This is a genomic window from Pedobacter sp. (genome assembly GCF_037719805.1).
In the GTDB taxonomy this organism is placed as follows: domain Bacteria; phylum Bacteroidota; class Bacteroidia; order Sphingobacteriales; family Sphingobacteriaceae; genus Pedobacter.
The window spans coordinates 973,049-997,515 of the sequence record NZ_JBBJLZ010000002.1 but is presented as its reverse complement, the minus strand read 5'-3'; the positions used below and the strand labels follow the sequence as shown (position 1 = coordinate 997,515).

Below are 24,467 nucleotides of genomic sequence, written 5' to 3'. Positions count from 1 at the left end.
GGATATTTCCACATTATATGGTACAGACCCTCGATGAAATCAAATTAAGTGGCTTGACGTATTCGAGCGATAGTCAGTCTGGAATATACCGCATAGGTACTCCAGGCAATTTTCATTATGAGACCAAAGATGGCCAAACTGTTACCGATGAAGATAAGCTTGCCAGGATCAATTCGTTAGTTATACCTCCCGCATGGACTCAAGTTTGGATTGCCAATAGAAAGAGCGCCTATTTACAGGTGACAGGCATAGATGCTGCGGGAAGAAAGCAATATAAGTACCATCCTGACTGGACTTCAAGGAGGTCTGAAAGCAAGTACTTCAGGTTATTGGAATTCGGGAAAACCCTTCCATTAGCGCGTAAAAGGATTGCCAGAGATTTAAAGCGTAAGGACTTTGATGAGCGCAAAGTACTGGCTATTTGCATGCAGGTGATGCTTAAAACACTTATCAGGGTTGGTAACGATGCTTACCGAGAACTATATGGTAGTCATGGCTTAACAACGCTTAGAAACAAACATGTCAAGATACAAGGTAATCATTTAAGGCTCAAATTTGTAGGTAAGAAAGGCGTTCATCAAGATGTTAATCTAACCGATAAAACACTTGCCAGGTTGGTTAAGCAATGTATGGAAATTCCAGGGCAAGACCTCTTCCAATATTACACTAAGGGAAAGGAGCACCGTCCAATTGACTCCGGGAAGCTAAACAATTATATAAGAGAGATCACTGATTGCGACTTCACAGCTAAAGACTTTCGGACCTGGGGTGGAACGTTAGAAGCGTTGAGGCAACTGGCAAAATGCGGCGTCGTAACTCCCGCTGAGACTGCCACTGCTAAGAAAAAGGTAATTGTACAGGTCTTAGACTGTGTGGCTAGTAAACTTGGTAATACACGGGCTGTTTGTAAAAGTTCTTATGTGTACCCAGTCTTATTGGAAGCGTTTGAAAATAGCCAGCTCGATAAATACTTAAGAAAAGTAAATATAAAACCAGCTGTTAGTCTTACTGCGATGGAAAATGATGAGAAGGTGCTGATGGCGTTTTTAAAAGCAGTGAAGAATAAAAAGATCACCATCAAAAAAGCTGCAAGTAAAAAAGCACTCGCGAAGAAAAGTGCTTAATCGGTAGGTGGGGTAGTTACTGGGCTAACCGGCTGCTCTTCCTGCTCACGCTTTGCAGCAGTATCTTTAAATTCAGCCTCTTCTTTATTATAATCCTTATCCTCCGGCTTCTTTACGACTTTATCACCCTCCGGCACTTTACCTTTTGGAGCTTCTTCTTGAAAGTTACTACTAGGTTTTTCATTTGTTTTCTTGGATGCGCTGTTCATATTTTTCGTTTTCTATTCGTACAACAGATATTTCTTTCGCATTGTTTTGTATCGGCTCAAACCCGGCTCCCAACTTGCGCGGATTTCATTCTCGGATTTACCGGCTATGATTTGTGTCCTGAAGTCACCTACACCTATCAATCTTTCAATTGTTCCCATCTGGCTACTAAGCTTGGTATTGAAGAAATCTGCTTTATTTGGTGACGCTTTATACAACTCAATAAGCCAGCTCAGGTTTAATTTCTTTTCTTTCCTGATCTTCGAAACATCATAGTTTCTTAAATCTAATCCATAACAGACCTGGTTCATAAACAGGGGTGTTTCCGCCATTCCTTTTATACTAACTGGCTTATAGGAATAGTCAAACTTGCCCTTCAAGAAAGGTGAGCCAATTACAGTAAAAGGAAATTGAGTACCGCGACCATGATTTAGATATGTTCCTTCAAATAGACAGGTGGATGGGTATAATAGGATAGACTGCGCAGAGTTTAAATTGGGAGATGGCTTCACCGGAAGTTCGTAGGGGGTGTCATGGGTATAGTTGGCAACTTTGATAATCTTTAATTTACATTTTAATTTATTGTCCAGCCAACCTTCTCCATTTAGCATTTGAGCATACTCCGCAACAGTTAATCCATGTACCACTGGAATTGGCTTCAGTCCGATACCAGATTTGAACTGTGGATCTAAGATCGGGCCGTCAATATAGAAGCCATTTGGATTGGGCCTGTCAAGGATTAGTACTTCCTTTTTATTTGCCGCACAAGCCTCCATTACATGTTGCAAGGTATTGATGTAAGTATAAAATCTAACTCCTACATCCTGAATGTCAAATATCATCACATCAACATCCGCGAGATCCTCTTTTGTTGGAATGGCATGCTTTCCATAAAGAGAGATTGCTTTAATCCCGGTTTTAGTATCCACATCATCCGAAACACTCACGCCAGCACTGGCATTACCTCTAAAACCGTGCTCAGGTCCAAAGATCTTCACAATCTGAACACCAAGGTTTAAAAGGCTATCAACTGAAGTTTCCTTTCCAATGATGGAAGTTGGGTTAACTACCATCCCAACACGTTTACCTTTTAAATAAGGAACATACAATTGAGTTTGTTCGGCACCCGTGAGCAGTGCACCAGCCTTTGTAGGGGCAATGTTTTCCGGCTTAACTTCGTAAAGATTCGGGACTCCCTGGTTTGTAACAAGTTTGGGAGCATCACAGGCCTGAAAGGTTAAGGCGAGTAATAATGTGTTTGTGATATTTAAAATAGTTGACATCATACAATCAAATATAAAGTTTTCCAAAGAGTTTGCTATATTGTTGCTGCAAAACCAAATAGGAACCATGAAGATCAAATTGCTAGTTTTCGCCGCGGCACTCACCGTGGTCTCTGGATATACTGTAAAGACTCCCCACAATCTTCAGCTGGAAGATAAATATCAGTCTGAACAAACACAGCTATTTCTGCCGGAAGACCTTGAAGCCACACTTTGGGCAGAATCACCGAAGTTTTACAATCCAACAAATATTGATGTAGATGCCAAAGGCAGAATATGGGTAACAGAGGCTGTCAATTACAGGAAGTATAACAACAAGGCGCCTCATTACCAGGATAGAGTGGAGGGTGACCGGGTTGTTATTTTAGAGGATAAAGACGGTGATGGCGTCGCAGAAAGTTCTAAAGTGTTCGTGCAGGATAAAGACCTCCTTGCTCCACTTGGGATTGCAGTTATAGGGAATAAAGTTATTGTATCCTGCGCACCTTCCATTATCGTTTATACAGATGAAAATGGGGATGATAAACCTGATAAGAAAGAAGTTTTTCTTACTGGTTTTGGTGGTAAAGATCACGATCATAGTCTTCATGCGTTAATCTCAGGGCCTAATGGAAAGTACTACTTCAATGCCGGAAATGCTGGTCCGCATATGGTGACTGATAAAGCGGGATGGAACCTGCGTTCTGGAAGTAATTATAATGGTGGTTCTCCATACAACAATAGCAATAAAGGTGGTTTGGTTAGTGATGATGGCAAGGTGTGGGTTGGTGGGATCGCCATGCGTGTTAATCCCGATGGTACTGGTTTAAAAGTACTTGGACATAACTTCCGCAATTCTTATGAATTCACGGTAGATTCTTATGGAAATATGTGGCAGAATGACAACGACGACGATGGTAACAGAGGAGTACGCGTATCCTGGCTTATGGAAGGGGCCAATATGGGGTATGCAAGTGCCGATGGTACACGTAGATGGGAAGCAGATCGTAGGCCTGACCAGAAAACCGCTACTGCGCATTGGCACCAGGAAGATCCCGGAGTGTTGCCTTATGGGGACAATACCGGTGCGGGTTCTCCTACAGGAGTGGCTTTCAATGAAAGTGATTTACTGGGAGAAAAGTATCGGGGCATGCTGCTTGCCTGCGACGCTGGTAGAAACGTAATATTTGCATATAATCCAACCACAAATGGGGCTGGCTACGATTTAACAAGGCAAAACCTCATCACTTCTCTTCCCGATAAGGATGTTGCAAACGCGCAAAGCTATGCTTCAAATGAAGATAAGACGAAGTGGTTCCGCCCGAGTGATGTAGCTATAGGTACTGATGGCGCGATTTACGTAGCCGATTGGTACGATAGCATGGTTGGTGGTCACCGGATGAATGACACGACTGGAAGCGGAAGAATTTATCGCATTGCGCCTAAAGGCAAAAAATTAACAAGTCCTAAGTACAACCTTAAAAATACTAAAGGTCAGATTGAGGCACTTTTAAGTCCTGCTGTAAATGTTCGAAACTCAGGTTTTGTTCTTTTAGCAGCACAAGGATCAAAAGCTGTAAAAGATGTAAAGAAAGTATTAACAAGCACTAATCCTTACCATAGAGCAAGGGCAGTTTGGCTATTATCTAACATGGGCGCTACAGGTATTGCAGAAACGGAAACGTTGCTAAAAGACACTGACCCTAATTTGCGGATAGCAGCGTTTAGGGCATTGAGAGATACGAAGTCAGACTTCATGAAATATGCCTCTCTTTTGAGTAAAGATCCTTCTGCAGCAGTACGAAGAGAAGTCGCTGTTTCCTTAAGAAATGAGGCATTTAATAGCTCAAGCGATGTTTTATTGTCATTGGCTACGGGATACGATGGTAAGGACAGGTTTTACCTTGAAGCCCTTGGTCTGGCCGCGGAAGGAAAGGAGGAAGCTTTATATCCTGTGTTAAACAAAAATCTGGGAGCCGAACCACTTAAATGGTCTTCGTCGTTTGCAGATCTTGTTTGGCGGTTACACCCAAAACTGGCTGTTTCAGCGCTCAAAGAAAGAGCAAGTTCTGATCAGCTGTCGGATGTCTTAAAAAAGCAGGCAATGGTGACTCTTGGTTTTATAAAGGATCAGCAAGCAGTTGACGCCATGCAAAGCTTACTTGCTATTAAGGACCCACGGATCAGCTCACAAGCCATTTGGTGGCTGCGTTTCCGTCAGAGCAACGAATGGAGCGACTTTAAGATGGATTTACCTGCAACGGCTTCTGAATTAAACGCGGAGAGTCAGAAAAAGATGCTTGCTCAAAAGCTAAAATTGGAAAACAACACTTCCTCAGTTAAGGATAGATCTGATGCAATTATCGCTATGGCTAAGGACAAGGTAGGTGGAGAAATGCTGATCGGGTTGGCTGCAGAGAAAAAGCTTTCTGCTCCGCAAATTGCAGAGGTGAGCAAAGTGATTTTTAGCAATCCGGATCAGACCGTTCGTGTACTGGCAAGTGATTACTTTAAAAAGCCAGGAGTTGACGTAGTGCTGTCAATACCGAAGATCGCTAAGTTACAGGGAGATGTAAAAGAAGGCAGAATGATGTTCCAAAATAAATGTATGACCTGTCATAAGGTGGGCACGGAGGGCGCGAATATTGGGCCCGAGCTTACTTTGATCAATAAGAAGTTTGAAAAGAATGGGCTCCTTGATGCCATTGTAAATCCAAGCGCAGGGATGGCCTTCGGTTACGAGTCATGGCTGATTACAAAGAAGGACGGTACAACTGTTTCTGGCTTCCTTCAGGCAGATGGCGAAACAGTTGTTTTAAAAGGAATGGGAGGTGATAGGATGAATGTCAAAGCCTCGGATATTGCTACTCGCAAGCAGTTCTCCACTTCCATCATGCCCGAGCCTTCAGCATTGCAGATAAACGAAAAGAATCTTGCCGATATAGTAGAATATCTGCTCCTTATTAAACAATAATTATTTGCATTTTTGTCGGGTCACCTTAAAAAGCAAATATTGAATACAGAATACTTTATTGCAGGGCGCATTGCCATTAAATCCGAACGAACGTTTTCGAAACTGATCGTTCGGATTGCTATTATTGGAGTAATTCTTAGCCTTGCGGTAATGATGCTTTCTATCGGTATCATTAAGGGGTTTAAAACAGAGATACAGGATAAGATTAGAGGTTACATTGGTGATATCCGGATCTTTAAATATGATTTAAATAACTCCTTTGAATTGTCGCCATTTGTCCCTGCTCCGGCCACAATAAATAATCTGAAAAAGAACCCGGAGGTAGAATACTTCCAGCCTTATGCTACAAAGCCCGCCATCATATCCGCAAATGATGAGGTAGAAGGCATTAATTTTAAGGGTATTGATTCTACATTCAATTGGGATTACATTGAGAAGCATATGGTGAGTGGCAAAGTATTGAACTTTTCCGACAGTGCCGGTGCCACCAAACAGATCATGATCTCCCAATTCACTGCTAACCGCTTAAAGTTGAAGGTAGGCGACAACTTCATTATGCACTTCGTTCAAAATCCCCCACGCAGAAGGCCATTCACTATCGTAGGAATTTATAGCATAGGAGTAGAGGAAATAGACAAGAATTTTGTGCTTGGCGACATCAACCTTATTCGAAGATTGAACGACTGGAAACCGAATGAGATAGGTGGAATAGAGATCCGTATCAAAGATTTTAACAAATTGAAAGCTACTTCCACAGGTATTTACGAAGGTCTGGAGATTAAACTGAAGTCTGAATCTGTACAGGATTATTTTCCTGCTATTTTCACCTGGCTTTCTTTACTGGATGTTAATACCAAGGTGCTGCTGGTACTGATGATGGTTGTTGGCGTCATAAACATGATCACTGCTTTGCTAATCATGATCTTGGAACGCACAAACATGATTGGAATGCTTAAAGCTTTTGGTATGACCGACTTCAGCGTGATGAAGGTCTTCTTATACAACGCATTGTACCTTGTAGGTTTAGGTTTATTGCTAGGTAATGCTTTAGGGCTGGGATTAGCTTTATTGCAAACGCAGACGCATATTTTTAAGCTTGATCAAACTTCCTATTATTTAGCCTATGTTCCAATGGAGATCCACCTTTTAGATGTCGTTTTACTAAATATAGGCATCGGGGCAGTTTGCTTAATCGTGCTTATTTTGCCTTCCTTATTGGTCAGCAAAATAAGCCCGTTAAAAGCAATAAGGTTTAAATAGTCCTTCTAGTTTGCATTCTTAACATACTTGTCTAACCAGGTATTCATTTCCCATAGCATGTGAAGGATGTTTTCCTTTCCACGATATCCATGGGCCTCATAGGGCAGGTAAACGAAACGTGTTGTTCCTCCAAAACCCTTTATGGCATTGAACAGCCGCTCACTGTTAATAGGAAAGGTTCCTTGATTGTCATCCATCTCTCCATGGATTAGAAGAATAGGTGTCTTAATTTTATTGGCGTAACTGAAAGGACTCATTTGGAAGTATAGATCAGGCGCATCCCAATAGGTACGGTCTTCATTTTGAAACCCAAATGGAGTTAAAGTACGATTGTATGCACCGCTGCGCGCAATTCCGGCTTTAAAAAGATTGGTATGTGCCAGAAGGTTCGCCGTCATAAAGGCACCATAGCTATGGCCACCTACTGCCATTCTGTTTTTATCTCCAACGCCCATTTCGCTTAGCTTTTTGATTGCGGCATCTGCGTTCAGTTTCAATTGCTCTACGAAAGTGTCATTAGGTTTCTTGCCATCTTTTGCAACAATTGGCATCTCTGCGTTGTCAAGAACTGCATAGCCTTGAGTGACAAAGAAAATTGGGCCTCCGGAGCTGATCGTGGTAAATTTATCCTGTGATCCGCGAATTTGCGCAGCATCAGCCGCTGAATTAAATTCTCTTGGATAAGCCCAAATTAGTACTGGTAACGGACCATCCTTAGTTTTGTCATATCCTTTGGGAAGATACAAGTCGCCCGTAAGGTCAATGCCATCAGCTCTCTTATAAGATATTTTCTCTTTGCTAACACCTTCCATCTGTGGATATGGATTACCAAAATTCGTAATGGCGCGGTCCGCAATGCGAAGTTTTAAATTTTTTATAAAGTAGTTGGGCGCATCTTTCTGACTTTCTTTACGTGTCAACAAAACCAGTTTTTGCGGGTCTAATACGTCGGTTACCATTTCAAATGAACCGGTTTGGGAACGCCACAGTATTTCAGATTTTTTGGTCTTAAGGTCAAATTTTGCAAGAAAGGGGAGGTCACCCTTGTCTGAGGCACCAGTAGTGTTGTTCAACAGCAGCTTAGTGCCATTGTCTGTAGTTAAGATAACATCTCTTCCAAACTTGTTTTTAGTAGTTACAGGAGTGCCTGGATTGTTATAAGCATCCGTTGTATTTAACTCATAAAGGGTTTCCAAAGATTTTGTCAGTGGATTGAACCTGCTTAGTTTTGATGTCTGTTTTGTTCTAGAGATCTCTCTTACTAAAGCTAAAGTAGAATTACCCCAGCTAATTCCACTAAACCTCATGGCAGTCTTAAATATTTCTTTAGGTGCTGCACTGAAAGGTGCAGATAATGCATAAATCGCATCATGGAAAGGAACATCTTTTTTGATTAACCCACTATCCAGTGGTTGTGCCCAAACTACTGTTGCAGCCTCATCATCACGCCAATCATAACCTCTAGGTACGTTTTGTACATTGTCGTATCCTGAAGGTCTAACTTCCGTTGACGGAAGTTCAACAAGATTCTTAACTACTTTTCCTGATCTGTCTGTAATTTTTATAGAGGATGGAAAGCCACCGGCAGATACCAAGTAAGAGAACGGTTTTCTAATCGTTCTTATCATCATATAAGTGTTGTCAGGAGAGAGGGACACACCGCTATAGATCGCAGGCACTCCAATCAGGCGCTCCACTCCGTTCTTGTTCTCCACCAATTGTGAGGTGGCAAAAAACTCAAAGAGTTGTTCGTCAAACGGAGATTTAATAAGATCCTGCAATGTCGCACTTGGAGCAGCCTTGCCAAGATTCTGTTGAATGGTTGGGCCTTTCGGCATAAGAGGTCTTGCTGGGGCTAAGGTAGCGGCTTTCGTAATCGTTCTGTATAGCAACGTATTGTCGTCAGCCCAAATTACGCCTGTACCCATAATTGCATTAAGAGGCTCTTTGTTCATCTGGGTTGCTTTACCGGTAACCACATCAATTACATACAGGTCAACCTTATCTTTATTCGTTTGAGTAAAAGAAATTTTAGTCTCAGCGGGGTTCCAGCTCACGTTTCCGGCAAATAGCGGGCTAGGCAAACCGGTCACTTCTACCGTCTTGTCAGTTTTGATGTTTTTTAAACTGAAATTGTTAATGAAAGTCTGCCGACTAGGGGAATAGTTATTCGGATTGATCCGCATACCAGCTATTCTGTATTCTGGCATCGCCAGCTCTTCCACAGAAGGGTACGAATTGCGTTCACTAAATAGCATCCATTCGGCTTTGCTGTCTATGCTTACAGTTGGAGTGGGTTTTGCCAGCAGCAATTCAGCAATAGCTTGCGGCGGCATTTGATAGTCTACAGCATCCTGTCCAAATACGGAGCAAGTTCCGGCTACCAAAAACAGGTTAAGTATTAGTTTTTTCATATAAGAACAACTTTTTTGATGATAATCCGACTAATTTACAGAATGTTCATGCGCAGGAGCCTGCATTTGTATCAAAATGTTGATACAAATGTTAAATAATACATTTTCAAGATCAGATGTATCCGACTGTTTTTCTATTTAGATTTGCCCTATGGCTGAACTGAGTACTGCGGAGACGATCTATCAAAAAGTTATTTCTTTTATAGATTCTACCAATCAAAATATCTTCTTGACAGGAAAAGCAGGTACTGGAAAAACAACGCTACTTAAGAAAATAAAAGAACAGAGTACAAAAAAGATAATTGTGGTCGCACCTACTGGTGTAGCAGCAATGAATGCGAAAGGAACAACCATCAACTCCCTATTTCAACTGCCCCCCGGATCGTTCTTTCCGGGAGACATTGACCTTCAAACACTTCAATCTGGTATCGTATCTATTACATCACTCGTTGCCGACCTTTCCTATAGCAGAGATAAGCTAACTCTTCTAAACGAATTGGAGCTATTGGTTATTGATGAGGTTTCTATGGTTCGCTGTGATTTGCTGGATGTAATTGATGCCATTTTACGCTCAGTTAGAAAAAATAGCGCTCCCTTCGGAGGTGTGCAATTATTGTTAATAGGAGACTTATATCAGCTTCCACCGGTAACCAAACGGGAAGAGTGGTCGTTTCTGCGCAATGCATATCCTACGCCGTATTTTTTTGATGCTGTAGTTGTCCGTAAAAATCCCTTGCTTCAAGTGGAACTTACTGAAGTATTTAGACAAACGGAACCAGAGTTTATCAATATCTTAAATGACATTAGGAATAATCAAATTAGTGATGAAAGCCTAAAGCTATTAAACAGGCGATATCAGCCAGATTTTGCTTCTACTGAAGATCTGAATCCGATCATAATTACGTCTCATAACGTAGAAGCGAATTCTATCAATAAGAAAAAGCTTGAAGAATTGGCTGGTATGGAGTACACTTTTGAAGGTGAGATCAGTGGCGAGTTCAGAGATTTAGGAATGCAGGCAGACCAAAGCCTCAAACTCAAGGAAGGGGCACAGGTTATGTTCATTAAAAACGATACGGGAGATGACCGTAAGTTCTATAATGGTAAAATTGGAAAGATAAAATCAATACGTAATAATGAGATCTGGATTTCCTTTCCGCATGAAGACGATTTGTTGCTGGAGAAGTCTTCATGGCAGTCATTTGAATACAAAACTGATACAGAAGAAGCCATTGTTCAACAGCAGGTAGGAGAGTTTTCGCAGTATCCTGTAAAATTGGCCTGGGCAGTTACTATACATAAGAGTCAGGGTCTAACATTTGATCAAGCAATTATTGATGCTGGAAAATCTTTTGTTGCCGGACAGGTTTATGTCGCCCTTAGTCGCGTTCGTACTTTAAATGGCTTGATCCTGCAGTCAAAAATCAGCACAGAGAGTTTACGGTCAAACATTGAAGTGATCAAGTATATGAAGCCATCTTCCGTAGAGGAGATGGAAGATCTACTCATCGTTGCTCAGGAAAAATATATTCTCGATCTTGTGCTCTCACATTTTTCACTTAACAGTCTACAAGTTGGACTTGAAACCATCAGTTCCAATTCAGAGATTCAGAAAGCAAATATTACAGATTTTAAAATGTTGCTTGTTCAGTTGGAGAAGTCTGTATCAGACCTGATCGCCGTTGTGGTTAAATTCCAAAGTCAGGTTAGGGTATTGCATTTGCAAGGTAGTTTCGCTGAGCAGCAGGCTTTGCAGTCCAGAATCGAATCAGCACTAAGTTACTTCACGAAAGAAATCACGATTCAGTTATTGAACCCGCTTAACAAGAATATCCGGGTCAAGCCAAAGAACAAGATCCAGCAACAGATTCAACACATGTTGTTGAAGTATAGACAAATTATTGAAAGCAAAATATCAATGATGCAGTACGCATCTGGCTTACTGAAAGACCCTATTGATAAAAAGAATTATGTTCCCTGGATAGCTGAGCAGAAAGAAAAAGCGAGGCGTAAACCTGGCGCTTCCAATTCCGCTCAGCAAAATATTAGTCTACAATTGTTTTAATTCCTGTCGTAAAAAGCAGGTGGCTCTATCCCTAGACCTCTTAAGTATACCGTTCCCTGTGCACGATGGTGAATCTCATTGTCCTTGAAATACAAGATAGTAGAAAAAACCTGACCTTCATATTGACCAAAAGCTAAGACATTCTCCTCAAATCTTTCTTGAGAAATCTGAGAAAAGTATTTTGTTATCTCTTCAGTTGACTCATCCCATAGTTGCAGCAAACTCTCTTTTGTACGTTGGTTCTCTGCCAAAGTGTGTTCTGAGAACCCTTCGGTATTTTCCCAATTATCCAATGCGATTCCTTTAATTCCCGGACCAGAAAGATCGATAAGCTCCTTCACCATCTCTGCAAAAGGGCGCATTCCACCAATGCTATAGGTGAAAAGTTTATCCTCCGGAAAAGCAGCAATAACTTTTCTTGTTAGCCTGCGGTGGCCTAACCATTCGTTCAAAAAGTTGGCAGAAGAGACGAAAGGAGTAATTTCTGTGTTAATGTCAGCTGTGTTCATAATTAAGTGGTTTATATAATTTCTGATACAAAGAAAAGCATGGCCACTGACAACCCTATGGCAGTCTGAAATCAACTACTTAAATTATTTTATTTGCTCAAAAAAGAACACCCCTTTTTTATTTGAAACTACAATGTCAACTAATTTGTCCTTATTCATATCAATAGCATTGGTTTGTAAACCATTCCCAGAATCGTTGTCTATTTGATGTGGAATCCAAGCAGGGGTTTTTCCAGGATTATACTCAAACCAATACAATACTGCTGGGTCATACTCTCCTGGATCGTGTCCATGATGAGCAAAAAATCGCTTTCCAGTAACAAGATCGAGGTTCCCATCCCTATTCATGTCGACAAGACCAAGGCCATGAGTCTGTGAAAAAGTTTTTGAAATCTCATGGTGCTTCCAGGTGATTGCTCCTTGTGCATCAGCAACCTGCTCATGCCACCATATTCCAAAGTCATGGGCAGAGGCGCTAATTACGTCTACATCTCCATCCTTGTCTAAGTCCATCGCATGCATCTGGGAACTCTCTTCGCCTAGATCTGCTGGATGCCAGGTCCAATTACCTTGGGCTTTGATATCTGCTGGTCCTTCCCACCATCCGATTCTTGTAATGACGTCGGCTCTGCCATCCTTATTCAAGTCCGCATAGCCCAAGCCATGTGTAAATTGATGTGTAGCTCTGTCCTTCACATCGCTGATGACATGAACGGTCCATTCCAGCTCCCCCTTTTTCTTAGGAGACTCCAGCCATACCATTCGATTGCCTTTGGAGTCATTACACAGTAGATCAATTCTGCCATCCCCATCCATATCTACAAATCTTGGGGATTCATTTCCCACAGAAGAATATAATGGATGTACTTTCCAAAGCTCATCTATACTTTTCGGGTTTTCATACCAAACAGCGGCTTCTCCAGGGAAATCAACGCGAATAACATCTATCCAGCCATCCTGGTTGATGTCAATTGCATGGTTAAGAAAAGAGTTGGAATATTCCACCTTCCAGTCATATTTCTTTATCGGCTTTGCAATTTCATGTTGCTTCCACGTAGGCGCTTCAAACCAATAAGCTCCAGCAATGATGTCCAGTTTTCCGTCTTTATTTATGTCACCTATTGCAGAACCCTCTGAAAGAAAATCTGTAGTGATAACATGCTTTTTAAACTTGATCTCTTTGCCTGAAGCAGTCTGGGCAATATTGCTTTCTACTGAAATCAGATTTACAGCTGTAAATAAAATAGCAGTTGCGAGGTTAGAATTGATTCGTATCATACGATTGTTTTAAAACGTTTATGTCGGCCAGCTGAAGGCTGTCCTAATACTGATGGAATGAATCCGAAACAAACTCAAGTACCTTAGGGAGCGATGCACGCCAGTAAGTCCAGGTATGGCCGCCATCACGAACACGAAATTCGTGAGGGACTTCCTTCTTCCTCATTGCAATATGTAGCAAAGCGTTACCCTCATATAAAAAGTCATCATCACCGCAATCTATAAACCAACGTACCGCCTTCTTTTGCTCGTCTGGCATGTTGTTTACTAATGCTACAGCACTATGGCGGTTAAAATAGGTGGTAATCGCCGTATCCGCAAGGGTAGGGTTTGCTCTTGATAAAGACTGTTTTGCATCGGCAGCGGTAAGTGGACCTACTGAGGCGCTCAGCGGACAAGCGGAAGAAAAAAGTTCGGGATGGTGCAATGCATACATCAATGTACCGCCGCCGCCCATTGATAGTCCAGAAATGGCACGACCACGTTTATCTGTCTTTGCTCGGTATTTCTTTTCTACAAATGGAATAAGCTCCTTGAAAAAGAAATCTTCATAATTCCAGTCTCCTTTTACATCATTGAAGTAGCCGCGACGACCAGTGTTTGCATCAGGCATTACGATAATCATCGGAGTCGCTGTGCCGTTTGCAATTGCTTTATCCGTAATGTTTAAAACCTCTCCAAACTGTACCCAGCCAGTCTGATCGTCGCCAGATCCATGCAGTAAATATAATACCGGGTAACTACGGCCAGAGGTTTCGTAGTCTGGAGGCAGGTAAACTGCAAACTTACGGTCGCTTTTTAATATTTTGCTAGGAAGACTGAGATTGTCATACACTTTTCCAGTTTGAGCGCTTAATAATAAAGGACTAAGCAGCGTCACTAGTACTATCGCGGTAAGGAGTTTTTTCATACGGTTGTTCGAGATTATCTTTGGTTTTTGATAGCAATATATGAATTTGTATGCATTAAAAATATAGCTCTATATTTGTGATTTACTTAAGATTCAACAATGAGGAAATCTCTTTTATTATTTGCCCTTCCATTTTTAGCATGTTTTCTTAGTACAGAATTCAGCTCTGCTCAAATAGCCCGAATAAACTCTGGAGCTATTTATACTATAAAATCAAGAGCCAATAATAAATTGCTTACAGTGAGCAATTCCTCGATGGATAATTCTGCGATTGTGAACTCCTGGACGGATACACAAAGTGATGCTCAGCGATGGATCATTAAGCATCTGGGTAAAGGGGTTTATACTTTCCAGAATGTAGCTTCTGGAAAGATGTTACATGTTTCTTCCCATACTGAAGAGTCTGTAAAGATAGACCAATATGAAAACGATAATGGAGATGCTATCAAATGGGTAATTAAAAGTGCCGGTAGTGGTACTTATTATTTTAAGCCTGTTACCAAATCTAAATATTCTCTGAATCTCCAGGGCGCAGAAGAAGCGGATGGAACTACTGTAAATCTAGCTCAGTCATCTACGGAGAGCGTACAAAAGTGGGTGCTTCAAAAAGATCGTCTACCCGCTAAACTTACGAGAAGGAAATTGCTGATAAAACCTTTGAAGCTTGGTTTTTACATTATAAAATGGAAAGTGGTAAAGGATTTTGGGATCGTGCAGAGATGATGGAAGTCGTTCTAGATGCATACGAAGTTACAAAAGACCCGAAGTACATTAATCGTTTTAATACAATGTACACCAATTTTATTGCTGTTAATAAATCGGACTGGATGTATAATGATTTTAACGACGATATAGCTTGGGCAGTTTTATTTTCTGTTCGTGGGTATTTATTTACGGATAAGAAGGCTTATCTGGATAAAGGCAAGGAGCAATTTGATAAGATGTATGCAAGGGCTTTTACCAATACTTATGGCGGTGGATTAAATTGGTTCGAAACAAAAACATCTAAAAACTCCTGTATTCAGGGTCCAGCTATGGTTGCGGCTTGTTACTTAGCACAGGCAACCGGTGATAAAACCTATTACGATAAGGCCATTGCATTGTATAGCTGGTCAAAAAACTACCTGTTTAATGCTGAAACAGGTAAGGTAAATGATAACATTGATTTAGATAAGAAAACAGGATTGATTAAAACCGGAACCTGGAGCTCAACTTATAACCAAGGAACATTTCTAGGTGCAGCCACCATGCTTTATAACTATACAAAAGAGAAGAATTATTTATTAGACGCAGAAAAGATTGCAGTCTATGCGCGTGATGAAATGTACAAGGGAAAAACGATGAATAATGAGGAGGGAGGTAATGATTTGCCGGGTTTCAAAGGTATTTTTGCTCGTTATGCACGTATGTATACACTAGGAACTAAGCATACAGAATTGGTCGAATGGTTGAAATTAAATGGTAAAGTAGCCTATAATAATAGAAACTCTTTAGGAGTAATTCATACCAAATGGGGTACAAAAACTGGTGAGGCAAAACAGGGGTCTGCTTTTGGTGCATCAACAGCTGTTTCATTATTAATTAATACCTTGGGTTTAACAAGTCAGTAAGCGAAAGCTAAAATTGTTAGTAAATTATTTCAATTTGCTAACTAAGTTAGTTTTATATTTGTTCTATTATCAGATATGGAACTAATAAGTGCTAAAAGAGGAATTATCGACCAGCTCCAAAAAAAAATACTTCTTCTGGAAGGCTTTAAAGCGGAGTCATGTCCTTCTTCTAATAGTTTTTCTTTAGCCTCAATAGAAACCGCCTTCCCCAATTCAATCTTCCCAACAGGTGCTATTCATGAGTTTATCAATGCTGCTCCTGAACATGCAGCTGCATCAGGGGGCTTCATTGCTGGCATACTTAAATTTTTAATGGTTAAAGGAGGCGCTTGTTTATGGATTAGCGCATCAAGAACTTTATTTCCACCAGCCTTGAAATTATTCGGTGTAGAACCCGATCGCATTATCTTTATTGATCTGAAAAGAGAGAAAGATGTGCTTTGGGCCATGGAAGAAGCGCTAAAATGTGAAGGGCTGGCGGCTGTTATAGCTGAAGTTTCGGATATTAATCTCACCCAATCCAGAAGACTTCAATTAACTGTTGAAAGAAGTAAGGTAACCGGGTTGATTTTAAGAAATAATAACCAGAAGCTTGCAACAACTGCATGTGTAGCCCGATGGCAAATCAAGCCAATTATCTCCAAGCTGGAAGATGGAATGCCTGGTGTCGGCTTCCCACGCTGGAATGTATCGCTTTTAAAAGTAAAAAATGGTATTCCAGGGTCCTGGGATATCGAATGGTCAGCAGGAAGATTCAATCTTGTAAATGATCGGGAAATTCTTGTTGAAACACTTCAGGTTGGATAGTTATGGCTAAGCGCTATTTATCCATATGGTTTAGGTATTTAACTACCGATTGGCTAATTCTACATCGAACAGCGCTAAAAGAGCGGCCCTTTGTCTTTGCTATTCCTGTGCATGGTAGAAAACTAGTTTCTGCGATGAATGCAATCGCGGAGGCGGAAGGCATTGAAATCAATATGCCTACCGCAGATGCCAAAGCACTCGTTCCCGGGTTAGAAATCATAGATGATAAACCCGGTCGAAATCTTAAATTGTTAAAAGGGCTAGGAGAGTGGTGTATCAGATATGCGCCAATTGTATCCATTGATCCGCCGGATGGCTTAGTCTTAGACATCAGTGGCTGTACTCATCTATGGAATGGAGAACGTGAATACTTAAAAGAAATAGTTAACCGTATCAAAAGCAAGGGATACTATGCACGTGCGGCGATTGCAGACACAGTTGGGACAGCCTGGGCAATTTCAAGGTATGGAAGCTTATCACCGATTATTGCTGAAGGAGAACAGATTGAAGCTTTACTTCCATTAAGTCCTGCTGCTTTACGAATAGAGGAAATAGTACTGCAAAGGCTTCATAAATTAGGTTTAACTCAGATTCAAAGTTTTATAGGTATGCCCAGATCTGTCTTAAGAAGAAGATTTGGTGATGACCTATTGCTGAGGTTAGGTCAGGCATTAGGACAAGAAGAAGAAGTGATTGAGCCCTTACAAGTTCAGCAAGCTCATACGGAAAGATTGCCCTGTTTAGAGCCTATTAAAACCGCAACTGGAATAGAGATCGCAATTAAACGCTTACTTGAAAAACTGTGCGGCAGACTGATACAAGGAGGTATGGGATTAAGGTCCGCTAAATTACTTTGCTATCGGATTGATGGGAGGGTAGTTGAGGTTAGTATTGGTACAAACGCTGCATCTAATTCCCAGGATCATTTATTGGCTTTATTTGTATTAAAGATACCTGGCATTGCACCAGCCCTTGGAATCGAGCTTTTTGTAATTGAAGCCACTAAAATAGAAGAATTGATACCTCCCCAGGAGGTCTTATGGGCTGTTAACCCCGGAGTAAACGACAATAGCGTAACGGAGTTATTGGATAGATTGACCGTTAAAGCAGGGGCAACCATAGTAAACAGATATCTGCCTGATGAGCATTACTGGCCGGAACGTACCACTAAACTAGCTAGTTCTATTGATGAAAAACCCGCTATTTCCTGGCATAATAATCCCCGTCCAACACAACTATTGACAAAACCAGAGCGGATTGAAGTCAGTGTCCCTATACCTGATTATGCACCCATGCTTTTCAGGTATAAAGGAGTCACTCATAATATCCGTAAGGCAGACGGGCCTGAACGGATTGAACGGGAATGGTGGATGGATGAAGGAGAACATAGGGATTATTACCAGGTGGAGGATGAAATGGGACAGCGTTACTGGCTTTTCCGATCTGGTCATTATCAGAATGAAAAAGCTCAGCAATGGTTCATACATGGATATTTTGCCTAATAAATTATGACTGGCTATACAGAACTGCAGGTAACCACCAATTTTACTTTTCTCAGAGGTGCATCACATCCCGAAGAGATGGTGGAGCAAGCGCTTGCGTTTGGCTATACCAAAGTAGCAATTACGGATCGAAATACCCTTGCTGGAGTGGTCCGTGCCTATGCTGCAGCAAAAGATAAAGAAATAGAGATCATTGTTGCCTGTCGTTTAGATCTGCTGGATGGGCCAAGTTTACTTGCTTATCCTACCAACCAGGAAGCTTATAGCAGACTCTCCGGACTGCTAACTATTGGAAATCTTCGGGCTGAAAAAGGTAAATGTTATTTATACAAATCAGATGTGTATACACATGCTCAAGGCATGCTTTTTATTGTCATTCCACCCGAATCACTAAATGAATCCTTTCAATTCGAGCCTGACTTTGAGCAGCAATTAAAAGAGTATAAATCCAGGCTAGGCGCTTCCCTATATCTTGCTGTTACCCGTACCTACCAGAGTAACGATCATAAACGATTATTCCGACTTTCGCAGTTGTCCGGCCAGTTTAATGCGCCATTAGCAGCAACAAATGATGTTCATTATCATAACTTTTCCAGGCGTGAACTGCAAGATGTGCTGACATGCGTCAGAGAAAAATGCACGATAACTAACGCAGGTTTTAGATTACATCAGAATGCAGAGCGACACATGAAGTCAATAGAAGAAATGCATCGGCTCTTTAGACAATATCCTCAAGCCATTGAAAATGCAGCATACATTGCCAGTTGTTGTCAATTTTCTTTAAGCAGTTTAAAATACAATTATCCCGAAGAACTTACAACAGAAGGAAGAACTCCTCAAGAAGAATTGATTTTCCTAACCTGGGAAGGAGCAAAAGAAAGATTTCCTGAAGGTATCTCTGATAAGACCAAAGAATCCATCGCTCATGAGTTAAAGTTCGTGGAAGAAATGAACTACGCCTCTTATTTTCTCACTGTTTTTGATATCGTGAGGTTCGCAAAAGAGCAAAAAATACTTTGTCAGGGTAGAGGCTCGGCGGCGAATTCTACGGTGTGTTATTGTCTTGGAATTACTTCTGTTGACCCCACTAAATTTGATCTTTTGTTTGAACGGTTCATTTCCTCTGCCAGAAATGAACCTCCCGATATAGATGTTGATTTTGAACACGAGCGGAGGGAAGAAGTAATGCAATATATCTATAATAAATATGGCCGGGACCGTGCTGCTATTGTTGCAACGGTGACTCAACAGCATCAAAAAGGAGCAATCAGAGATGTAGGGAAAGTTATGGGATTATCCGTAGATACCGTTAATCGCCTTTCCTCTTCTATCTGGCAGTACTCAGAGGAGTGGTTTGAAAAAGAAAGAATAGTAGAACAGGGCCTGAATCCTGAAGATCCTTTACTCAAAAAGGTGCTGCAACTCACAGGGCAGATGATCGGGTTTCCACGACAGTTAGGTCAGCATACAGGTGGTTTTGTAATTACACAGGGTAAACTTTCAGACTTCTGTCCTATAATTAACGCCCGTATGGAAGACCGTACAAATATCGAATGGAATAAGGATGATATTGATGCACTTGGATTCTTGAAGATCGATGTGTTAGCTTTAGGTATGCTCACCTGCATCCGCAAAGCATTTGATCTTGCAAAACAACATTATGATCTTGACCTCACCTTAGCAAGTATCAATAAGACAGAGGATGCAAAGGTGTACGACATGATTTGCAACGCCGATACCATCGGGGTCTTTCAAATTGAAAGCCGGGCACAACAATCCATGCTTCCAAGGCTTCAGCCCAGATGCTTTTATGATCTGGTCATTGAAGTTGCAATCGTTCGTCCGGGGCCAATACAGGGAGATATGGTTCACCCATATTTGAGAAGAAGAAATAAGGAAGAAGCTACAACTTATCCATCTAAAGAGCTGGAGGAGATCTTAAAACGGACGTTAGGTATTCCCTTATTTCAGGAACAAGCAATGAAGATTGCTATGGTTGCTGCTAAGTTTACTCCAACTGAAGCAGATGAACTGCGTCGAAGCATGGCTACCTTCAAGCTTAAAGGGATGGTAAGCCGTTTTCAAAAGAAGCTGATTGATGGCATGATTGCAAATGGTTATGATGAAGAATTCGCAAATCGAATTTTTAAGCAACTGGAAGGATTCGGGAGTTATGGCTTTCCTGAGAGCCATGCCGCCAGTTTCGCCCTTCTAGTGTATGTTTCCTGCTGGCTTAAATGTCACTATCCTGATGTTTTTGCTACCGCTTTATTAAACAGTATGCCTATGGGGTTTTACCAGCCCGCGCAAATCATTATTGATGCGAAGAACCACCAAGTTGAAGTTCGGCCTATAGATGTGAACTATTCAGTATGGGACAATACCCTTGAAGAAAAGGCCGGGGAATGTCGTGCCTTGAGACTTGGTTTCCGGCAGATTAAAGGAATGAAAGAAGAGGACATTGAAATGCTCCTATCTGGACGGAAATTACCTTTCAGTACTATAACTGGTATCAGAGAGGCCGGTGTTTCTCAGAATGCATTGGAAAGGCTTGCAGACGCCGATGCTTTCAGGTCTTTAGGCCTGGACAGGAGACAGGCACTCTGGGAAGTCTCCGCCCTGCATGACAGACCTGTTGCATTATTTGAAGGTCAGCCTTCAGAAAGTGTCCTGGAACCACAAGTTTCCCTACCATTAATGAGTGCTTCAGAACATGTGGTGCAAGATTATGCTTCTACTTCCTTGTCTTTAAAGGCACATCCTGTAAGTTTTGCACGTGAAAAACTGCAGTTACTACATGTGCTATCATCTCAAGAAACACAGGATTCTCCCGATGGAAAACTGCTTAAAGTTGCAGGACTAGTATTGGTTAGGCAACGACCGGGTACCGCAGGTGGGGTTTGCTTTATTACCATTGAAGATGAAACTGGCTTCTCTAACCTGGTAGTATTTCAAAACTTGTTTGAAAAGTTTAGGAAGGAGATCCTACATTCCCGATTGCTTATGGTAGAAGGGAAGCTACAACGGGAAGGTAAAGTGGTACATGTTATTGTTCAACGCTGTTTTGACCTGTCAAAACTATTACCTGGCTCAAATACAATAAACAATGATGATTCCCCAATACTTTCACAATCAAGAGCAGAGGAAAAATCTCCTTACCCTACAGAAAACAAAAGAACTCAGGTAAGAATTCAAGTGGATAAAGAAATTTTTCCTCCCGCCAGAAACTTCAAATAGCCATGCTACAATGGCCTTAAGACAGTATTTGTTCCGCAAAGACAGATTTGACTCAGGAATGCTTAAATTTGCAGTTTCAATTATAAAATAATAAGAACTGTGTCTTTAGATAAATTAAAATTAAGCAAGCAATTGGTTTCAGCAATGACTGATGCTGGGTATCTTTCGCCGAAAGAAATACAGGCTAAAAGTATGTCCAGAATCCTCGGCGGACAAGACATTATTGCTGTTGGTCCGGATGGCTTTGGCAAAACGACCACCTATGTGCTTGGCGTTTTAATGAAGCTAAAATACAGTACAGATGAAGCCCCTAAAGTTTTAATACTTGTTCCAGATCAGGAGCGTGTATTAGCTGTGATCGAACAGTTCAAAACACTTAGTGGAAATAAGAATCTACGCATTATCGGAATGTATGGAACCGGTGGAATGGAAGAGCAAGTTTTGGATCTCTTAGAGGGAGTAGATATTGTTGTTTCTACACCTACCAGAGCTCGTGCTGTATACCTAAAACTAGGCTTAAACCTAAACAGGTTACAGATGTTCATCGTTGATGATGCAGAAGTTATTGTAAAACAAGGTATGCAATTGCCAGTTTGTGAACTCGCCAGGAGCGCCGGCAAGTGCCAGCATTTGATCTTTACAACTGTGGTTCACGACAAACTAAGTCATATGATTGACCAATTCTTAAGCTTACCAACTTTGTTGGAAGTTGAAGATCTTGGAGAGAAAACTGCTGAAACACATGAACTGCTTTTATACCAGGTTCCCAATTTTAAAACCAAAGTAAATCTGCTTGATCTGATGCTTCGCGATGACGAGGTATTTCAGAAAGTTGCAGTTTTTGTAAACACCCGTTTAACTGCTCAAAAGCTGAGCGAGTTACTACCTTCACGTAAGCCTGGAGACATTTCTGTATTGAATCCTCTGTTTTTTGATGAAGCCGGGTTTGACCATATTGAAGATTTTAAAGAGACACCAGAAGCAAGGATCTTGATTATTTCTAACGAAGGTTCTTCCAATACATTAGACCTTTCTGGAATACCATTTCTTTTTCATTTAGAGGTACCTGAGAATAAAGAAACCTTTTTAAGTAGAGTTATAAAGTCGGGAGACGAAGAAGTGGTGTCCATCACATTTGCAACAGATATGGAGCTTGTAGACGTCAAGAAGTTAGAACAGTCTATTGGTGCGAAGATCCCTGTAATGGAATTGCCAGCTGAACTGACTATCGATAAAGCGGCAAAACCAGCGAAGGTAAAAACTACTAAAGAGAATCCTGAAGAACCTAGAGGTGGTGGTGCGTATCACGATAAAAAGGAAAGCAACACAAAGGACTATAATTATGGCATCGGACAAAAAGCAAAGATGACCATGAAGAAAAAGCATGGTTAAACCTTCTTAGCCTCGTTCCAGTAGACATCCATTTCAGCAAGGGTCATATCTTGTAATGCCTTACCGTTTTCCTTTGCCTTTTCTTCAAGGTACTGAAAACGCTTTATGAACTTTTTATTCGTCTTCTCTAATGCGTTCTCGGGATTGATATTAATAAAACGCGCATAATTGATAAGCGAGAACAACAGGTCACCAAACTCGCCTTCAGCCTTTTCAACGTCTATTTCAGCATCAGATGCGACGTTATATTCGTCTTTGAATTCCTGAAGCTCTTCCTCCACTTTTTCCCAAACTTGCTCCTTGGTATCCCAGTCGAAGCCTACTCCACGCGCCTTTTCCTGAATTCTACTTGCTTTTACCAGCGAAGGTAAGCCCTTTGGAACCCCTCCTAAAACCGACTTATTCCCTTCCTTAAGCTTTAGTTTTTCCCAGTTGCGTTTCACGTCATGCTCGTCTTGAACTTCAACGTCACCATAAATATGGGGGTGTCTGCCAATCAATTTGTCACAAACACCGTTCAATACATCAAGTATCGTAAAATCGTTTGTTTCCGAGGCGATACGGGCATAAAAGACCAGGTGCATCATTACATCTCCCAATTCCTTTTTAACCTCTTGTAAATCGCCTTCTAATATCGCATCAGACAACTCGTAGGTTTCTTCGATGGTAAGGTGACGTAGGGTCTCCATCGTCTGCTTGTTATCCCATGGGCACTCAGTACGTAAGGTATCAAGTATAATCAATAGTCTTTCGAAAGCTGATCTAGGGTTGCTGGCTGTCGCAGGAGGTATGTTATTCGGCATTTATTCTTGTTCTTCTAGTTTGATATTCTTTGTTATCCTGTAAACCTTGCGTTTCTTATTGGGCTTTTCATCTCCACCAAGTAAAATCCCCCAAGGTTTTAGCTGGTCTACGCGGTCAAAGATAATTTTTAACATCGCTAAATAGGGTATGCAAAGAAACATACCTGATATTCCCCAAACCATTTCACCGACTATGATCCCAATAAAAGCAAACAAGGCATTGATCTTAACTTTTGAACCGACCACTAAGGGCATCAGAATATTACCGTCAACAGCATGTACACCAGCATAAACTGCAATGACCAGTAACATCTTTGCTGCCCCGGCAGTTGCGAAAGTGATGATGATACTGATCAGCAGGGCACTGAAGATTCCTATGTACGGAATGATATTGAAGATCCCTGCGATGAGGCCTAAAAGGATGGCGTATTTGACGCCTAGAGCCCAAAGTACCAACATCATCAGGATGGTCACTATGATCATTTGTAGGAAAAGTCCGGTAATGTACTTCTTAATGATGTACTGGATCTTCTGAACGATTTCACTTACCTTTTGGGTATGCTCTTCCGCAAATACCGAGGTTAAGAACCTAAATAAAATCTTTCGGTAATTGAGGATAAAAAAGGTGAATAGCAATAGAAATGCAAGGAATAACAGCGTAGACGACAGTGTCATTAAAGTAGCGCCCAATACGGTAGCACTCGTCGCCAAAGCAGTCGTTGCACTGTCTTTCAAGTAATCAATTTGCTTTTTCGTATTAACATGAAAAGTATTGGAGATCCACAGTTGGACATCATGGAAGGAGCTTTCTGCCTGTTTCTTTAAAAGCGGCCAGTCTTGCCAGAGGTCGGTTAGCTGGTTAACCAGAAAATACAGTATACATGAAATTACTGCAATCATTAATACAACCGAGACAATAGAGGCGAGACTTCTTTTCAACCGGAACTTATTCTCCAAAAAGTTAGACAGAGGAAGCAATAACAAGGCAAGCAAAAAGGAAGTTAATAGAGGTGCAAGTAGCGTCTGACCTAATATCGCCAGGTATCCAAGGCAAACTATAGAGAATAGAACCAGGGCGAGTTTCGCATAAAAAGGAACAAAGTTAGGTCTCAT

Annotated in this window: 18 protein-coding genes; 10 read left to right on the top strand and 8 right to left on the bottom strand. The window is 41.2% G+C overall.

Translation table 11 applies throughout. The features are described 5' to 3' along the window. Nucleotides 1–17 precede the first annotated feature (17 nt). Nucleotides 18–1,124 carry a DNA topoisomerase IB gene (locus WKF66_RS09330; RefSeq protein WP_489674164.1) on the top strand — a complete coding sequence of 369 codons (1,107 nt, stop codon included), beginning with the start codon at nt 18–20 and terminating at the stop codon, nt 1,122–1,124. Here WKF66_RS09330 and WKF66_RS09325 read toward each other — a convergent pair. Together WKF66_RS09325 and WKF66_RS09320 are read right to left on the bottom strand one after the other, a co-directional pair. After that, entirely contained in the window at nt 1,121–1,333 is a 213-nt protein-coding gene (locus tag WKF66_RS09325; protein ID WP_489674162.1) for a hypothetical protein, read from the bottom strand. The genes WKF66_RS09330 and WKF66_RS09325 overlap by 4 nt on opposite strands. A 12-nt stretch (nt 1,334–1,345) precedes the next feature. Beyond that, nucleotides 1,346–2,617, bottom strand: a complete 1,272-nt coding sequence (locus WKF66_RS09320; protein WP_489674161.1) for an exo-beta-N-acetylmuramidase NamZ family protein — start codon at nt 2,615–2,617, stop codon at nt 1,346–1,348. A 64-nt stretch (nt 2,618–2,681) separates the two neighbouring features. On the opposite strand from WKF66_RS09320, the gene WKF66_RS09315 reads away from it, so the two are divergent. Continuing rightward, nucleotides 2,682–5,567, top strand: a complete 2,886-nt coding sequence (locus WKF66_RS09315; RefSeq protein ID WP_489674160.1) for a PVC-type heme-binding CxxCH protein — start codon at nt 2,682–2,684, stop codon at nt 5,565–5,567. 39 nt (nt 5,568–5,606) lie between these two features. Beyond that, nucleotides 5,607–6,827 carry an ABC transporter permease gene (locus WKF66_RS09310; protein ID WP_489674159.1) on the top strand — a complete coding sequence of 407 codons (1,221 nt, stop codon included), beginning with the start codon at nt 5,607–5,609 and terminating at the stop codon, nt 6,825–6,827. Nucleotides 6,828–6,832: 5 nt separating this feature from the next. On the opposite strand, the gene WKF66_RS09305 is transcribed toward WKF66_RS09310, so the two are convergent. Then, entirely contained in the window at nt 6,833–9,241 is a 2,409-nt protein-coding gene (locus WKF66_RS09305) for an alpha/beta hydrolase family protein (RefSeq protein WP_489674158.1), read from the bottom strand. Nucleotides 9,242–9,392: 151 nt separating this feature from the next. Between WKF66_RS09305 and WKF66_RS09300 the strand changes: the two genes are divergently transcribed. Further along, nucleotides 9,393–11,306: an ATP-dependent DNA helicase gene (locus WKF66_RS09300; RefSeq protein WP_489674157.1), complete on the top strand. Its 1,914-nt coding sequence runs from the start codon at nt 9,393–9,395 to the stop codon at nt 11,304–11,306. Here the strand turns inward: WKF66_RS09300 and WKF66_RS09295 are convergent. The 3 genes from WKF66_RS09295 to WKF66_RS09285 form a co-directional block, all read right to left on the bottom strand. After that, nucleotides 11,303–11,815 (bottom strand): DinB family protein, encoded by a 513-nt coding sequence (locus WKF66_RS09295; RefSeq protein WP_489674156.1) that lies wholly within the window; start codon nt 11,813–11,815, stop codon nt 11,303–11,305. The two genes, WKF66_RS09300 and WKF66_RS09295, sit on opposite strands and share 4 nt — an antisense overlap. An 84-nt stretch (nt 11,816–11,899) precedes the next feature. Then, nucleotides 11,900–13,093, bottom strand: coding sequence for an FG-GAP repeat domain-containing protein (locus tag WKF66_RS09290; protein ID WP_489674155.1), 1,194 nt, complete (start codon nt 13,091–13,093; stop codon nt 11,900–11,902). 43 nt (nt 13,094–13,136) lie between these two features. Beyond that, a complete protein-coding gene (locus WKF66_RS09285; RefSeq protein ID WP_489674154.1) occupies nt 13,137–14,003 on the bottom strand; it encodes an alpha/beta hydrolase in 867 nt (288 codons plus the stop codon). 99 nt (nt 14,004–14,102) lie between these two features. On the opposite strand from WKF66_RS09285, the gene WKF66_RS09280 reads away from it, so the two are divergent. The 6 genes from WKF66_RS09280 to WKF66_RS09255 all read left to right on the top strand — a co-directional run bounded on the left by WKF66_RS09280 (nt 14,103) and on the right by WKF66_RS09255 (nt 22,551). Further along, nucleotides 14,103–14,726, top strand: a complete 624-nt coding sequence (locus tag WKF66_RS09280; protein ID WP_489674153.1) for an RICIN domain-containing protein — start codon at nt 14,103–14,105, stop codon at nt 14,724–14,726. After that, nucleotides 14,687–15,613, top strand: coding sequence for a glycoside hydrolase family 76 protein (locus tag WKF66_RS09275; RefSeq protein WP_489674152.1), 927 nt, complete (start codon nt 14,687–14,689; stop codon nt 15,611–15,613). The genes WKF66_RS09280 and WKF66_RS09275 overlap by 40 nt, the downstream gene beginning before the upstream one ends. Before the next feature lie 75 nt (nt 15,614–15,688). After that, nucleotides 15,689–16,420, top strand: a complete 732-nt coding sequence (locus WKF66_RS09270; RefSeq protein ID WP_489674151.1) for an ImuA family protein — start codon at nt 15,689–15,691, stop codon at nt 16,418–16,420. Between the two features lie 2 nt (nt 16,421–16,422). Beyond that, on the top strand, nt 16,423–17,922 hold the full coding sequence (locus tag WKF66_RS09265; protein ID WP_489674150.1) for a Y-family DNA polymerase: 1,500 nt from the start codon (nt 16,423–16,425) through the stop codon (nt 17,920–17,922). 6 nt (nt 17,923–17,928) lie between these two features. Next, nucleotides 17,929–21,159 carry an error-prone DNA polymerase gene (locus tag WKF66_RS09260; protein ID WP_489674149.1) on the top strand — a complete coding sequence of 1,077 codons (3,231 nt, stop codon included), beginning with the start codon at nt 17,929–17,931 and terminating at the stop codon, nt 21,157–21,159. 99 nt (nt 21,160–21,258) lie between these two features. Next, nucleotides 21,259–22,551 (top strand): DEAD/DEAH box helicase, encoded by a 1,293-nt coding sequence (locus WKF66_RS09255; RefSeq protein ID WP_489674148.1) that lies wholly within the window; start codon nt 21,259–21,261, stop codon nt 22,549–22,551. Here the strand turns inward: WKF66_RS09255 and mazG are convergent. Then, on the bottom strand, nt 22,548–23,354 hold the full coding sequence (mazG, locus tag WKF66_RS09250; RefSeq protein ID WP_489674147.1) for a nucleoside triphosphate pyrophosphohydrolase: 807 nt from the start codon (nt 23,352–23,354) through the stop codon (nt 22,548–22,550). The two genes, WKF66_RS09255 and mazG, sit on opposite strands and share 4 nt — an antisense overlap. Continuing rightward, nucleotides 23,355–24,467, bottom strand: a complete 1,113-nt coding sequence (locus WKF66_RS09245; RefSeq protein WP_489674146.1) for an AI-2E family transporter — start codon at nt 24,465–24,467, stop codon at nt 23,355–23,357. It abuts the gene before it with no gap.

Coding starts and splice junctions, on each gene's coding strand:
- WKF66_RS09330 (WP_489674164.1), top strand. CDS start 18: ATGGTACAGACCCTCGATGAAATCAAATTAAGTGGCTTGACGTATTCG.
- WKF66_RS09325 (WP_489674162.1), bottom strand. CDS start 1,333: ATGAACAGCGCATCCAAGAAAACAAATGAAAAACCTAGTAGTAACTTT.
- WKF66_RS09320 (WP_489674161.1), bottom strand. CDS start 2,617: ATGATGTCAACTATTTTAAATATCACAAACACATTATTACTCGCCTTA.
- WKF66_RS09315 (WP_489674160.1), top strand. CDS start 2,682: ATGAAGATCAAATTGCTAGTTTTCGCCGCGGCACTCACCGTGGTCTCT.
- WKF66_RS09305 (WP_489674158.1), bottom strand. CDS start 9,241: ATGAAAAAACTAATACTTAACCTGTTTTTGGTAGCCGGAACTTGCTCC.
- WKF66_RS09300 (WP_489674157.1), top strand. CDS start 9,393: ATGGCTGAACTGAGTACTGCGGAGACGATCTATCAAAAAGTTATTTCT.
- WKF66_RS09295 (WP_489674156.1), bottom strand. CDS start 11,815: ATGAACACAGCTGACATTAACACAGAAATTACTCCTTTCGTCTCTTCT.
- WKF66_RS09290 (WP_489674155.1), bottom strand. CDS start 13,093: ATGATACGAATCAATTCTAACCTCGCAACTGCTATTTTATTTACAGCT.
- WKF66_RS09285 (WP_489674154.1), bottom strand. CDS start 14,003: ATGAAAAAACTCCTTACCGCGATAGTACTAGTGACGCTGCTTAGTCCT.
- WKF66_RS09280 (WP_489674153.1), top strand. CDS start 14,103: ATGAGGAAATCTCTTTTATTATTTGCCCTTCCATTTTTAGCATGTTTT.
- WKF66_RS09275 (WP_489674152.1), top strand. CDS start 14,687: ATGGAAAGTGGTAAAGGATTTTGGGATCGTGCAGAGATGATGGAAGTC.
- WKF66_RS09270 (WP_489674151.1), top strand. CDS start 15,689: ATGGAACTAATAAGTGCTAAAAGAGGAATTATCGACCAGCTCCAAAAA.
- WKF66_RS09265 (WP_489674150.1), top strand. CDS start 16,423: ATGGCTAAGCGCTATTTATCCATATGGTTTAGGTATTTAACTACCGAT.
- WKF66_RS09260 (WP_489674149.1), top strand. CDS start 17,929: ATGACTGGCTATACAGAACTGCAGGTAACCACCAATTTTACTTTTCTC.
- mazG (WP_489674147.1), bottom strand. CDS start 23,354: ATGCCGAATAACATACCTCCTGCGACAGCCAGCAACCCTAGATCAGCT.
- WKF66_RS09245 (WP_489674146.1), bottom strand. CDS start 24,467: ATGAGACCTAACTTTGTTCCTTTTTATGCGAAACTCGCCCTGGTTCTA.